Source organism: Porticoccus sp. W117, from assembly GCF_030341905.1.
In the GTDB taxonomy this organism is placed as follows: domain Bacteria; phylum Pseudomonadota; class Gammaproteobacteria; order Pseudomonadales; family Porticoccaceae; genus SCSIO-12696.
Map to the genome: position 1 here is coordinate 1 of NZ_JATAAF010000022.1, position 14,532 is coordinate 14,532.

The 14,532-nt window shown below is 45.3% G+C and carries 10 protein-coding genes; 3 read left to right on the forward strand and 7 right to left on the reverse strand.

Annotated features, from left to right (window positions below):
• Nucleotides 1–108: 108 nt before the first annotated feature.
• The 5 genes from QSV34_RS12695 to QSV34_RS12715 all read right to left on the reverse strand — a co-directional run bounded on the left by QSV34_RS12695 (nt 109) and on the right by QSV34_RS12715 (nt 7,358).
• Complete coding sequence (locus tag QSV34_RS12695; protein WP_289155274.1) at nt 109–420, reverse strand: hypothetical protein; 312 nt, start codon at nt 418–420, stop codon at nt 109–111.
• An 86-nt stretch (nt 421–506) separates the two neighbouring features.
• Nucleotides 507–2,543: a PhoX family protein gene (locus QSV34_RS12700; RefSeq protein ID WP_289155276.1), complete on the reverse strand. Its 2,037-nt coding sequence runs from the start codon at nt 2,541–2,543 to the stop codon at nt 507–509.
• A 10-nt stretch (nt 2,544–2,553) separates the two neighbouring features.
• Nucleotides 2,554–3,492 (reverse strand): glycerophosphodiester phosphodiesterase family protein, encoded by a 939-nt coding sequence (locus QSV34_RS12705; protein WP_289155278.1) that lies wholly within the window; start codon nt 3,490–3,492, stop codon nt 2,554–2,556.
• A 50-nt stretch (nt 3,493–3,542) separates the two neighbouring features.
• Nucleotides 3,543–4,712: a Ca2+-dependent phosphoinositide-specific phospholipase C gene (locus tag QSV34_RS12710; protein WP_289155280.1), complete on the reverse strand. Its 1,170-nt coding sequence runs from the start codon at nt 4,710–4,712 to the stop codon at nt 3,543–3,545.
• A 90-nt stretch (nt 4,713–4,802) separates the two neighbouring features.
• On the reverse strand, nt 4,803–7,358 hold the full coding sequence (locus QSV34_RS12715; protein WP_289155282.1) for a TonB-dependent receptor: 2,556 nt from the start codon (nt 7,356–7,358) through the stop codon (nt 4,803–4,805).
• Between the two features lie 326 nt (nt 7,359–7,684).
• Here QSV34_RS12715 and QSV34_RS12720 point away from each other — a divergent pair, with 326 nt between their 5' ends.
• Nucleotides 7,685–8,767, forward strand: coding sequence for an ROK family transcriptional regulator (locus QSV34_RS12720; RefSeq protein WP_289155284.1), 1,083 nt, complete (start codon nt 7,685–7,687; stop codon nt 8,765–8,767).
• A gap of 2 nt (nt 8,768–8,769) precedes the next feature.
• On the opposite strand, the gene QSV34_RS12725 is transcribed toward QSV34_RS12720, so the two are convergent.
• Nucleotides 8,770–10,095 carry an MFS transporter gene (locus QSV34_RS12725; RefSeq protein WP_289155286.1) on the reverse strand — a complete coding sequence of 442 codons (1,326 nt, stop codon included), beginning with the start codon at nt 10,093–10,095 and terminating at the stop codon, nt 8,770–8,772.
• 47 nt (nt 10,096–10,142) lie between these two features.
• Nucleotides 10,143–10,439 (reverse strand): nucleoside transporter C-terminal domain-containing protein, encoded by a 297-nt coding sequence (locus QSV34_RS12730; protein WP_353738395.1) that lies wholly within the window; start codon nt 10,437–10,439, stop codon nt 10,143–10,145.
• Between the two features lie 621 nt (nt 10,440–11,060).
• On the opposite strand from QSV34_RS12730, the gene map reads away from it, so the two are divergent.
• Together map and glnD are read left to right on the forward strand one after the other, a co-directional pair.
• Complete coding sequence (gene map, locus QSV34_RS12735) at nt 11,061–11,831, forward strand: type I methionyl aminopeptidase (protein WP_289155288.1); 771 nt, start codon at nt 11,061–11,063, stop codon at nt 11,829–11,831.
• Between the two features lie 3 nt (nt 11,832–11,834).
• Entirely contained in the window at nt 11,835–14,462 is a 2,628-nt protein-coding gene (gene glnD, locus QSV34_RS12740; protein WP_289155290.1) for a [protein-PII] uridylyltransferase, read from the forward strand.
• The last annotated feature ends 70 nt before the right edge of the window (nt 14,463–14,532 follow it).

Consider the following 14,532-nt stretch of genomic DNA (forward strand, 5'->3'; position numbering starts at 1 on the left):
GAGCCCCCCTCAGCAAGGCAAAAAGTGCGTAAATATCGAGTTATTTACGCAAAATTTGGAGAAAACGAGCACCTGAATTTTTGAATTGCAGAAACTGGCACTGCATTATCAATTAATCAGATGTTCCTTAGAAATAAACTCTGCAGATCTTGCTTTGTTGGCAGTAACATTAATACCTGCCACCATTTTCTTCGCTTTTCTATCAAACACCACCAGAAATTCTTGCTTTCCTTGTCGACGAATATAAGCTAGATGCTCTCCATCAGGAGAAAGAGTTAAAGAGCGGAATGACGGAAGCATCCCATAATCTTCAATTGAAGGATGACTATCAGCAACAATGGGTTGAGCCTTAACGGCTAGAAGACACAATATTAAAATTGCAGTGTATCTATATCTATAGTTACTAATTGAACTAATCACAGCATTTATCCTTCTATTGCGGTATAGCTATAGCAATTGAGACTTCAACCTGTCATCAGTTACTAGCTCATTTTGTCAAGTTACTTTTAGCCAATCTTACCCCCTCCCTTTTTAGTTATTGCGACAACTGATGGGCGTGGTGGATTATTTGGTTCAAAATCAGGCCACCGGGTTGAGGGATTGCTGTAATCGCTCCCAGGAGTGTCCCCAGGGTGTTGAACTGAAACAAAAAACGATTCACCATCAGGAGTAAAACAAGGGCCGCACATTTCTGCGCCTACAGGACACCCAAAAAAATGACGGGTCAATGCTCTGTTTTCGCCCGTCGTTTCACATGCCCAAATACCATCGTGGACCGGTGCATCTAATCCTTCAGGAGTAAGATTTTTGGGGAAGCCATCTGTACTTATCCACATACGGCCATCAGGGTCAAAAGCCACATTGTCGGGGTTTGAAAACCAACCATCTTTGCTCACATCTTTGTGGTAACGGCCCCGTTTGCCGCCATTTGGGTGATTGGGGTCGCCAGCGAGCAGAAACATTTCCCATTGGAAATGGGGTGCCAGGTGATCACGATCACCATCCACTCCTGGTGGCAGTATCTCTACAATTTGCCCCCAGCGGTTATCTGCTCTGGGATTTGCCGGGTCTGTAGTTTCTGGAGAACGTGCACTATTGTTAGTTAACATCACGTAAGTACGCCCGGTAAGCGGATTTGTCTCGATATCTTCTGGTCGATCCATTGCTGTAGCCCCTAAAAGTCGGGCGATCAACCGCGCTTCGATCAAGGCTTCTGCTTGATCTTTCAATTTGGTAAATGCAGGGCTTGCCCACCCGCTTTCTTGAAGCTCGACCTTTAACCATTCGCCAACCCCTGTAGGGTGGAACTTAGCAGCAAATAGGTCACCTTCAGCTAATAATTCCATGTTAGCCGAGCGGTTGTGCTTGTCGTACTTACTTTTAGATACAAACTTATAAATAAATTGGTTCTTGCCGTCATCACCAGAATACGCAACCACTTGCTTGCCATGCTCAGCAACAATAGTGGCTCCTTCATGGGCAAATCGCCCAAGTGCAGTACGCTTTTTTGGAATAGATTCAGGGTTATAAGGATCGTATTCCACCATCCACCCAAAGCGATTGATCTCCCTCGGCTCTTTCTCAATATTGAACCGATCGTAATGATCAGCCCAACGATAAAAGGCCCTTTTGCCTTTAAGCTCAGGTTGTTGGTTCGCTAACTCTTCCTCAGTAAGATCTGGGTCATGATTCCTGTACTGATAGTAACCAGCGTTAAATAAGCCGTATCCTCTGCGTTCACCCGGTGCTTTCTCATCTGCTTTCACCTGATCGCCATCAAAGTAGAGCTGGAAATTCTCTTCTGCGATCAAAATCGTTCCCCACGGGGTTACTCCACCGGCACAATTTGCAAGTGTGCCTAATACTTTTCGACCAGTTGGATCTTCACTTGTTTTCAGTCTATGGTGACCAGCTGCAGGACCTGTTATTTCCATCTCTGTGTTTGCAGTTAAACGTCGGTTATATTTACTTCCATCAACTAAATACCATCGGCCATTTTGTTTTTTAATTTCAATAACAGAATGTCCATGAGCTGCCATTTCAATATCAACTTCTTCAATAGTAGATTCACGCTGAGTATCGAGTGCCTTGACATTGGGAAACATAAGATGAGAAGTCGTATATTCATGATTAACACAAAGAAGGCCGTGATCCGAATTATTCGATCCAATTGGTAACGGCTGAAATCCAATAAAATCATTATTGTAGCCAAACTGTTTCTTTTGACTCTCGGCATCTATAGCGCCACCGCTGAAGTTATCTGGCGCTTCAGCCAACAAGGGATCACCCCATCGAATCAATACATCTGCACTATATCCAGGTGCAACATGGTGTGTTGTGTCATATCCGTGAGGTAGCTCTTGAAATTCCAGTGGTGGCGATACAATATTTTCTTTATTGGGTTTGCAGGCTGCCAAGACTCCAATCCCTGTAGCACCAGCAACTAAGGAAGTTGTACCTAGCATGCCCTTCAAGGCTGTACGGCGTGACAGGCGTCGTTCTAATACTTCGTTGAATGTGTTTGAGATAGCTTCTTTTTTCATTTCTCCGTCCTTACCTGTAACCAGACACTTCCAAGTAGTCAATCAACTGCTCCGGACGATCCGTCATAATTAAATCAAAACCCATCTCTGCCAATTTACCCCATGAGGCATCAGGGTCGGATAGAGCCACCTCATCAGCTAGACCACCACACCACCTAGGCAATACAGCAATACCCATATAAATAAATTGATCGCTATTGAGAATTTTTCCTTTGTCATCCAAAGGCCAGTAACTTAAATCACTGGTTACCAGTTCCAAACTACCAATATCAAGACGAGAGAATTCTCTGATTTGCTCTTGGAATGTGTATTTTTTGGGCCTTAAAATAGGCGTCACATCTGTCAGGTTCTGAAAATCTAAAGTCTTTAATAAGTCTGCTGAATGATTTTTTCCATCTTTTACTTTCCACCAAACATCATTTTCTACCCCCATCCTTTTTGCCATGTCCACAGCTGCATTAAATGTTTCTTCAACGCTGTATTTATAAGATTTAATCTCCAGATTAATTTTCATCTTCCCTTTTGTGGCAGTGAATATTTCCTCTAAAGTTGCAATTCTGTGCATGGTTTTGACTGGCTGTCTGATCAAGTGATTAGGCCAACCATCTCTTTCGTATAAATAGAGCTGCCTTAACTCACCCAATGTTTTTTCATAAATCGTTCCAGAAACTCCTGTCATACGATCAAGCGTCTTATCATGGAATACAACTAGTTCACCATCTTTAGTCAGCTGCACATCAATCTCTACCATTTCCACTCCCAAACGGGAGCAATTTTCGATAGATTTCACGCTATTTTCCGGTGCATGAGTCCAGCATCCACGATGAGCGACAACACCTATTTTTTCTTTTTTAGTAAGATTTGTGCTGGTGGGCACCAGCTGTGATTTGTACTGAGATGTACATGCTGGCAACAAACACACAATAAAAATTGCCAATATCTTATTCATATTCATTAACCCGGTTTTAATTTTTTACATGTTTAAATCAAAGAATCTGTTTAATAATTAGAACTCTTACACTCATCTTTCGCAGTAACGGGATTACAACGGACAAACACTCCTCCTGGAAACTGAACCTTATAGTTGGAAAAGCGATAATCCGGGTATGGGTAGTCAGTACTGACTATTTGAGCACCACTAGCAAATGCCTTTTCTTTACGCCGCGTGTCATTCCGCCTCGATTCTTCAGTGTTTGCATCAGCGCGGGTATAAGCCAAAAATCCTTTTTTTACATAACGATTAATCTGATTTCTGTGTTTAGGTTTTTGCGGCTTTGTAAACATCATAAATGTGGAATATTTACTGCTATCGTTTCCGTGATTGGCGAAAAATAATTTAGTCTTGAGTGACCTATCATCACCCAGATATCTATTTGTCTCCTTCCCAGGATGTATCAATAGAAACAAAACCTTGCCTCTTAGATCTTTGACTTTGGGCCATCCGTTTTCCACGACAGCTTCCTTTAGACCCGAAAATTGCCCAATCAAATCTCCTGGGGTAAGTAGTTTTTTTCTCGGAAATACCGTTAGTACTTCTTTTTCCACATCTTTCCAAAGATCTGGGCTAAACTCTAATGCTTCAACCGGCGTGTAATGTTTATCAACTGGTTTGCGAGCACCTTCTTTTGCCTCAAGCTGAATAATGATAGGAAGGTGTTCAGGGTTATTTATCGACCAGTCAGAGATGATCGAAAGACAATTCAAGAAAGTCATGCAGTGACTACGAACGTCTATATCCTGCATATGTAAAACTTTAAATCCTGGTTCAACCATTTGGTCATCAGGATCATAAGCTGTTTTCGGTATCAGGCCTTTTTTTCGAATACTGTTCAATATGCCTGGATCTGAGTACCGGCCTCCTTCAGGATCCGCATACAAATCAATCTCAAAAGAACGTATACCAAGATCTAATTGAGCCTCCAGAGGAAAATGCGTATATGTCAAGGAACGCACTAGGCGCTTTGAATGCCACTCTGTTCCATCTCCGTACTTTTCTGCTAACAGAATCAGATCTACTGTTTGTTCAGGCTCGATATGATATGAGTTGTGTGTGGATATATATTGAAGTTGATTTAAACGTAGATTAGATAGCTCGGGGAATTCACCAGCTTGTACAAGTGAACCTCCTACCAATAAGGCTAATGTTGGTATAAATCGAGAGAAAATCATCTATCTTCCAATTGAAGGATTATTTCACTTAAGAAAAGTGAGCGTCCTTGCTCTTGCAATTCCTTTAGGATGCTACTAGTTAGCAATCATTTACAGGTTGTATTTGACTCCAAACCAGAATTGTTGGCCAGCATTTGATGCCGCTCGTAAAGTATCATTCAACCTGTTCTGCTCGATATAAAAGCTATCAGTGAGGTTTTTACCCTGTACATACACCTGTAAGTTTTCAGATACATCATAAGATAATGTTAAATCCAGCCGATCAAAGTCATCGATAAACCGGTCAGTCTCTGGCGTTGCACCAAAGCTGCCTGTAAATGTACGACCTCGAGGTCTCCAAGTGAGACTAGCGTAAAATTTATCCAGCTCGTAGTTCACTTGATAACTACCCAGCCAACGAGGCTGATTACGTAGCCCATCAACAGTGCGAGTTGTGCCATCTGTAAAGGTCACATTCCATTCACCGTCTATATAGGTGTAATTGAAGTTCACGCCCAATCCAGCCAGAGCAGTACCCTCTAAGGCCTCAAAGCTGTTTTTAACAAAATTGACTTCAGCTCCTTTAGAAGTACCAGAGCTATTGTTCAGCGGGAATATTTCAGTGAGAATTACGATGTCGTTCTCGTCTCTTGTTTCTACTCTTTGATTGAATATTTCATCATCCAAATCTGTACTAAACAGAGACAGAGAGACAAAGCCATCTTCGAGATAGTATTCTACTGCAGCGTCCAGTTTTTGCGCTTCCCGCGCTTCCAGATTAGGGTTAGTACCTTGAATGACAGGGTTGCCTAACCCATCAAAACTTAGGTTTTGACCGAATGCAAAGTCACTAAAGTCCGGTCTAGCAATTGCTTCCGAGTACGAGAACTTCAGCCTGATATTATCGCTAAGCTCATACAATGCATGAAAATTTGGCAATACATCAGTGTACTGTAGAGAAGGAGATACTGGTGTTACGACCCCATTAACCGTGTTGGCAGTCTGATTTTCATAATCGGTACGCTCTACACGAACACCAGCTTGCAACCTCAGTTGACCGAAATCGTATAGTAATGCGCCATGAATCGCGGTTACATCTTCTTGGAGGTCGTAATCAGACGTCAGGGCTTCATCACGAGATGTTTCGGTAATTGCAGATCGATAGGCTTGCCTGTCGGCAAAGAACAGGGGAATTCCGGCGCCTTGGGTACTTGTATTAAATACATCACCCAATGTTGTAGCAGCGGTATCGCTGGGTAAGCCAATTGAAATGAAAGTCTGATCAAAGTTCCTTTCCATTCTCCGCCACAGGAATCCAGCCGTAGCACCGAACCCTTCTGAACTACTGTGCGAATTGTATCGATAGATACCACTGATGCTATAAACATCGTCCTCATGTGGAATCAGGAAATCAAAGCCGCGATTGGTTCTGGCTTGAAGATTATCAGGCGTCAGGGATGCCAGTGATGCCTGATCCAGAAGCACCTGAGGGGTATCATCACTGATGTTATAACTACCACTTAGATTGAATGTCCGCCATTGCGTGGAGCGGTTAAAAAACTCATTGTGGTCATAGTTTGTGTACCCCGCCCTAAATTCAACAGAAGATACATCACCAATACGGTAATCTACGCCAGTCGAAAGCTGGAATGTGTCTCGATCCAGGTTAAATTCTTCAAACTGAATAACTGCTGCACCACCAGTAAAATCGCCAGTATTACTGGTTGCGTTAGTAACATTGCCTGCTGAGACAAATATTCCCGTATCATTAAATGTGTCAAAACGATCTTCTTTAAAGAGGTTTACAGCGGCGAATGCATACAGGGAATCTGTTTCACGCGCTTCCAGTTTTGCATAAAAGCTCTGGCGATCGAAAGTAGACTGGTAAGCACCCTGATTTAGCAAACCATTGGGAATACTGAGGTCACCCACCTCAGAATACCCAGACACTTCATTGTGTATGTCAAACAATTCTTGTTGCTGAAGGTCCACACCCAACACAACCCCATACTGATTGTCAGATCCAAAGGTAAAGGAACCGGCTGCATCAACTTTGTAAGGAGTTTTATCGCCCTCCGGAATGCCAGACTGGTCAAATGAGCCAAATGCACCGTTAACCTTAAAAACAGTATCTGTGCCACCATCGAACGCGCGCAATGTCCTCATTTCCAGATGTCCACCAACGGAGTTTGCGTCGTGCTCTGGCAAGATAGACTTACTCACATCGACCTGGTCAATTACAGAGGATGGAAATACATCCAGCTGCGTACCACGATTGTTTCGGCTTGAGTTCCAAACTGGGTTGCCATCAATACTCACACTGTTGTATCGGGAGTCCCATCCACGAGTTGACACAGTACGCGCTTGAGAGCTGTTAAACCCCACATCTGAACTCAAACCAACAATTCGGTCTAGGACTTCGGCCAACGATGTATCTGGTAGGCGAGCAATTTGCTCAAAGGTCAACGAATCTACAATTCCTTCTGATTCCAGCTTGATATTAGCCAAACTTTCAGTACTACCTGGCCTGGCCGTAACAACAATCTCTTCAGATACCGCATCTTCTTCTACCTTGGGCTGGCCTTCCGCGGCATACAGGCTGCCAGCACCTGAAATCGATACCATCCCCAGTAACACACCAACAACAAGTTTGTTCTTTGTATACATTACTTTCACCCTATTCATGTTGAACCGAACTAACTGCCTTTACTCATAAAAATGACTCTCAACCCCCTTGAGAGATCATTCATTATCGTACTTTATTTTCTATTTGCAAATATAAATTGATTATTTCTCATGAAACAGCCTAAAAAGTCAAATATATTACACATATATGGCAATATAATTTCATTTAGGATATATACTTGGTTCGAGTTACTGCACATACTGCCAATTAAAACTCTTTGGCATACAATGGCTTACCGACTCAAATGAAACATAAAAGGCTTTAAAAAAATAAAATGGTTACTTTAAACTTGTCACATAGTGCAAAGATGGCGTTTGAACTGATTTTCAAGCAGCCTGGCACCTCTAGAAGTGACCTTGTAACCCTATTAAGCTCTACACCGACCACAGTGACTCGCCTGCTAGCCTCCATGGAAAGCCAGCAGCTTATTGATGAACAAGCTGACAAGTCAGGACGTCGCGGCCCCCCTATAAAGCAATTATTTATTCGCAAGGGTGCACTTTATTCTGCTGGGATTAATTTCACCCATAATCGCCTTGAAGTTGCATTAGTAAATTTTGACGGCAGTTGGCTGGATAGCCACTCAGAAAAAATCAAAAAACCCACTGCTGAGCAAATCGAAGATCATGCCCTCCATGCCCTCAATGATCTTTTATCAAAACACAACATTTCAAAGAAAAGCCTAATTGGAATTGGAGTGTCCGTTCCGGGGGATTTTATGGCTGACGGCCATACCATTACCGCTCACTCTTATTTTCCTGCCCTTAAAAATTTAGATATAGAAAAGCATTTCAAACAGTTCTTTAAATTACCCATTTATATTGAAAATGACGCCAACTGCTCAGCGCTCTGTGAACTACTTGCAGGTGTAGGAAGAGACAAAAGAGAGTTCTTAAGTTTATACATCGGATACGGTGTCAGCAGTGGATTGGCGATAAATCATAAGCTCTATAGAGGTCAGCACGGTAACGCCGGGCTTATTGGTGTTCAGTTTCCTTCATTTGTTAACATCCGGCCCTCAGGTCAAAATTTACTTGAATTCCTTAATCGACAAGATATTCACGCAAAAGGATTCTCCGAACTTGGCAAGTTATACGAAGAAAACTGCGAAGATATCAATATGTGGCTTGATCGAGCGGCCGCTCAACTACAAGAGAAATTATATCAAATTGCCCGACTATTGGATTTGCAAGCAATTATTGTTGGTGGAAGGCTACCTTTGAATATACTTCAACACTTGGCCAAGTCCGTTAATGCAAAAACATTCGCTCCAGTTGAAGACTTATTACCTTACTCCGAGATTGTATGCACAGAAATGGGGGCGCGCGCAGGTGTTTATGGCGCTGCATTAATACCAATCTATCGAGAGTGCTTTTTGCATACCGATTAATCTCATCGATATGTCTTTATAGCTCGAGCCATTTTTTTCTGCATTTTTCTGTCTATTCGATATTTCGAAAGAATCATATAACAAAGTAACGATCCTACAGCTGTAATCAAGCAAATAAATAAAGCCATGTTACTGGTTACTTGTTCAGATATTTTTTCGCCAGGGTTATACCCAATGACGTCAAGTATCCATCCTAGAATGACACTTCCAACCCCTAGACCTACCTTCATTATCATTATTGAGAATGCAAACACGATGGCTTCATTTCTAATTTTGGAATGGTAGTGCTGAAAATCTACTACATCCGCAAGCAATGACCATATAAGCATATATATAGCGCCGTTTGCGACCCCAGCCAAAAATGCAAGGATCAATAATATTGTGGAATTTTCAGCAAGTATAAAAAAGAGCCCTGATGAAAGAAACAGTAGTGCATGTCCAGATTTAAGGGCGACTTTCTTTTCGAATCTTGCTGACATCTTTACCCATAATGGTAATGACAACATCTGTCCAGCGATAATGGAAGCAAGAAACAAGCCAGATAATGATTCCTCAGACAAATAATACTTGGCAAAATATGTCATCCCTTTAGCTAAGGCAGGACTGCAGGCACCAGTAAGAAAAAACACTCCAAGAAGTAACTGAAAAGGCTTATTCTCCCGCAACAATATTAGTAAATTTGAAAAATATTCTTTGAAACCTTGACTGTTTCTTTCCCTTGATGGGATCACCTCATGATTAATTGCGACTTTTGACACCAATGACAATGACAAAAATGATAAAAATCCAGCAATTAAGGCAAAGTGGAAGAAATTTCGTGCCTCATCTTGAGTTGTGTCTCCGCTTAATATGGGCGTAACAGCAAGAGCAACTGTCATAGAAGCAATACAGCTAAAGAAAAATCGGTATGCGGAAACCTGGGTGCGTTCGTCACCATCAGCAAACAGCTTGGAAATAAACGCATTGTGCGGCACATCTATCAAGGTGTAAGAAGCGCGAATAACTGCTAAAACCAGACACAGCACTGGCACCCAATTCCACCCCAAAATTGCCAGCGAAAACAAAGCTATGAATGATAGAGAATAAGCAATTGAACCAATAAAGATGTAGGTACCATAACGCACCTTATGGCGCTCGATCCACGCGCCAATAACAGGGTCAAGCAGCGCATCCAGCACCAATGACAGAAAGATAATGATCCCACTCAGCAGTGGATTAACACCCAAAATGTCCGTCAGATAGAATAAGAGGGTAAATTCCAAGGTACCGAACAGCAGTTGTTTCCCAAAATTGCCGTTGGCATAACCCAGCTTTTCTTTGATTTTCATATCAACTACAAACTTATCCCTGACCTGATTTTAAGCATTGAAATACGTTACAAGCCCTTTAAGGTAAAGACCAAACTTATTATTGAAGCACTCATCATATTTGAAAGTGTCCCTGCAGCTATCACTTTTACTGCTTGACTGGAAATTTCTTTCTTTCGATTTGGCACTAAGCTACCCAAGCCCCCCATGAGAATGGCAACAGAAGCAATATTGGCAAAGCCACAAAGGGCAAAAGTCACTGTAGCCAATGTTCTTTCAGACAATTGTTCCTGTACATCAACCATACCAACAAATGCCACAAATTCATTTAAAATCAGCTTCTGACCAATTAGGTTACCGGTTATTAGAGCCTCACTATTTGGTGACCTACACGCTTATGGCCCGGATTCCGTGCGTTTTTACACTCGTAGCAAGATGATCACCCAGCGTTGGCCTTCCGGTGGTATCCGCGAGGGGGCACAATTTGCATTCCCGAGCTTTAAATAACGCACTACAGACCCGTGAACGCTGGGCCAGGGATGGTCTGCTTATGTTAAGAAAGAGACTATATTTAAAGAGAAAAAGCTACGTTTTCGATTCTTAGGTCATGCTTATGCTATTGATTTAAAGATATAAATAGTTTTCATCTATTTAAACTCAACACCCTTTCCTCTTTTAACGGTAATTCTGAAAAGCAATCTTTTCTTATTTTTCTTACTGAAAAGCACTTAAGTCATCATTCTTAATCAGATTCGCTAAGATCAATTTTAACAAATAATTGATTTATTCTCTTGGTGGCTTCATTGACAGATATTAATGCGGAAATTCGCCTAACCGACCTCACATCTAGTTTCCCCCTACTATATACGGGAACACCCCCAACTTTCTGCACCATGAGGTATCGGGGTGACGCTCAAAATTTCCACCCCCTTTCAAGCGCAAATTCCGCTACACTACCCCGCTTTGCCAAACTGCGTTAAACACTCATGACCGTCACTCTGAAAACCCCTGAACAAATTGAGAAAATGCGCGTTGCCGGCCGCTTGGCGGCGGAAGTGCTGGAGATGATTGAGCCCCATGTGGTGGCAGGCGTCAGCACCGAAGAACTGGATCGCATTTGCCACGACTATATTGTCAATGAGCAGGGGGCTATTCCCGCGCCCCTCAATTACAAGGGCTTCCCGAAATCCATCTGCACCTCCATCAATCAGGTGGTATGCCACGGCATTCCCAGCCCCGGTAAAAAGCTCAAGAACGGCGACATCATCAATATCGATATCACCGTGATCAAAGATGGCTGGTACGGCGATACCAGCAAAATGTTCCTGGTGGGCAAGGTACCGGAACACGCCCAGCGGCTGGTTCAAGTAACTCAGGAATGCCTTTACAAAGCTATCGATATCGTTAAGCCCGGCACCACGCTGGGTGATATCGGCCACATCATTCAGCAGCACGCGGAAAAAAATTATTATTCTGTAGTGCGGGATTTTTGCGGCCACGGCATTGGCGACCAATTCCACGAAGACCCCCAAGTCGTACACTATGGCAAGCCCGGTACCGGCATGGCACTGGCAGAGGGCATGACCTTCACCATTGAGCCCATGATCAATGCCGGCAGCTACCACACCAAAATCAAACCGGACGGCTGGACTGCGGTTACCCGCGACGGCCGCCTGTCGGCCCAGTGGGAACATACCATGGTGGTGACCGCCAACGGTGTGGAGGTGCTTACCGCCCGCTCGGAAGAAAACTTCTAACCCGTGCTGCAAACGCAACGCATCCAACAGAATCTCGCCGACGGCAACCTGCTGGCAGCATTGAACACCGAGTTACAACACCACCAGCAACAGCAAGAACAACAATTCCGCGACGGTGTGGATATCCGCACCCTGATCAGCGAACGCGCCCACTTCTTCGATCAGTTGCTAGCACTGGCCTGGCAACAACTGGGCTTCCCCGATGACATCAGCCTGATTGCCGTTGGTGGCTACGGCCGCGGTGAACTGCACCCGCAGTCAGACATTGATCTGCTATTGCTCCACGGCGACAAAAAAGGCAATCGCCACCGAGAATTGATTGAGCAATTTCTGCAACTGCTGTGGGATTTGAAACTCAATGTCGGCCACAGTGTGCGCACCCTGAAAGAGTGTATACAGCACGCCAAACAAGACATCACCGTAGCCACCAGCCTGATGGAAACCCGCACCATTGCCGGCGATGAGAGTTGGCGCCAGCAGCTTCAAGAGCAGATGGCTCCCGGCAAGCTGTGGCCAGCGGCAGATTTCTTTATGGCCAAAAGAGACGAACAGATCGCCCGCCACCAGCGCCACGGCATCAACGAGTACGACCTGGAACCCAACGTCAAAAAATCCCCTGGCGGGCTGCGGGATATTCAGACCATCATGTGGGTGGCGAAGCGCTACTACAAGGTGGAATCCCGAGAACAATTGCGCAGCAAAGCCCTGTTTAGCGACAGCGAATACCGCGCCCTGCAGGAAGGGGAAGAACTCCTGTGGCGTGTGCGCTTTGCCCTGCATAACCTTACCGGTCGCCCTCAAGAAGTGCTGCACTTCGATCGGCAGCGGCAACTGGCAGAACTGTTCGGCTATCAGGACAACGAGCGCCTGGCGGTGGAGCAGTTTATGCAAGACTACTACCGCACCGTGATGCAACTGCGTCTGATTAATGAAGTGGTGATGCGTCACCTGCAGGAAACCATCGTCGACGGCAACAAGCAAAAAGCCATTACCTCCATTGACGACTGTTTTCAGGTACGCGGCAAGCTGCTGGAAACCACTCACAAAAAAGTGTTTTCCGAACACCCCTCCGCCCTGCTGGAAGTTTTTATCCACCTGTCCAAGCTGGATGTGGACGGCATACGCCCTACCACCGTGCGCCAGATTCAGGCCCACAGCCACTTGATCGACGACAAATTCCGCAGCCAGCCCCGCAACCAGCAACTGTTTATGGAGTTGTTTCGGCAACCCTACGGCCTGTCCACTACCCTGCAGCGCATGACCCGCTACGGCATCCTTGGCACTTACCTGCCGGAGTTCGGCCAAATCATCGGCCAGATGCAGCACGACCTGTTCCATATCTATCCGGTTGACGTACACACACTGCAAGTGGTGAAAAACATCCGCCGCCTCAGTCGCGACAAAGCGGCAGAGCAATTCCCACTGGCGGCCGAGCTTTACAGGGCCATGGATGACAAAGAACTATTGCTGATCACCGCCCTGTACCACGATATCGGCAAGGGTCGCGGCGGTAATCATTCCCTGCTGGGTGCGGTGGATATGCGCGAATTTGCCAACCGCCACTCGTTGGCAGAAAGTGACGGCGACATGATGGTATGGCTGGTGGAAAGTCACCTGCTGATGTCACGTACCTCGCAAAAAGAAGACATCTCCGACCCGGAGGTGATCAACAAATTCGCCAGCAAAGTTGGTAGCCAGCGCTACCTGGATATGCTCTACGTACTGACTGTGGCAGACGTTAACGCTACCAATCCGGAACTGTGGAACAGCTGGAAGGCGAGCCTGATGAACCAGCTGTACCACGAAACCAGCCGCGCCCTGGCACGGGGTAAGGACGATACCCTGGATCAGCAACAACGCATTGCCGACAACCGCGCCCAGGCGCTGCAAAAACTGCACGGCAAACTGAGCGAAGAACAGGTATCTATCCTCTGGAACACCTTGGGGGACGACTACTTCCTGCGGGAAACTGCCACCGACATTGCCTGGCACACCGAGGCCATTCAGCAGTACGACAACGACCAGCCTATGGTGCTGATCAAATCCGTGGACAGCAGTGCCACCGAGGGCGCCACGCAAATATTTATCCGCATCCGCGATCGGGACAACTCGTTTGCTGCCATGGCCGCGGCACTGGATCAACTTGGGCTCAATATTCAGGGGGCACGGCTGTACAACTCCAGCGACAATTACACTCTGGATACTTTTTACGTACTGGACCACAACCACCAGCCCATTACCAGTGACCCGGAACATTACCGCAGAATTCGCGAAACCATACTCACCGAACTGCAACTGCTGGACAGCTATTCCGAGGTAGTCAGCCGCCGCACCTCCCGCCGTCTCAAACAGTTCCCGGTCGCCACCACCACTAAATTAAGCCAGCCACCCAGCGGCGATTACAGCATTCTGGAAGTCACCACTGCCGACCGCTCCGGGCTGCTGGCACTGATCGGACGTATTTTTGTGGAGCTGGGTATTCGTGTGCAAAACGCCAAGATCAGTACCTTGGGAGAAAGAGTGGAGGATGTCTTTTACATCAGCGACCTGAATAACCAACCCATTACCGATCCGGAGCTGGGTGAGTTACTACAACAGAATATTCGCCAGCGAATCGACTCTCAGATATGAAAAAGGTGACAGCACGCAGGCTGTGCCTGCTTACAGGACGGGCTTCGCCCTACAGCCTACAGAGTCCCCC

Bases quoted from the DNA above. Each gene is read 5' to 3' on its own strand.
- QSV34_RS12700 (WP_289155276.1), bottom strand. From the start codon at position 2,543: ATGAAAAAAGAAGCTATCTCAAACACATTCAACGAAGTATTAGAACGA.
- QSV34_RS12705 (WP_289155278.1), bottom strand. From the start codon at position 3,492: ATGAATAAGATATTGGCAATTTTTATTGTGTGTTTGTTGCCAGCATGT.
- QSV34_RS12710 (WP_289155280.1), bottom strand. From the start codon at position 4,712: ATGATTTTCTCTCGATTTATACCAACATTAGCCTTATTGGTAGGAGGT.
- QSV34_RS12715 (WP_289155282.1), bottom strand. From the start codon at position 7,358: ATGTATACAAAGAACAAACTTGTTGTTGGTGTGTTACTGGGGATGGTA.
- QSV34_RS12720 (WP_289155284.1), top strand. From the start codon at position 7,685: ATGGCGTTTGAACTGATTTTCAAGCAGCCTGGCACCTCTAGAAGTGAC.
- QSV34_RS12725 (WP_289155286.1), bottom strand. From the start codon at position 10,095: ATGAAAATCAAAGAAAAGCTGGGTTATGCCAACGGCAATTTTGGGAAA.
- map (WP_289155288.1), top strand. From the start codon at position 11,061: ATGACCGTCACTCTGAAAACCCCTGAACAAATTGAGAAAATGCGCGTT.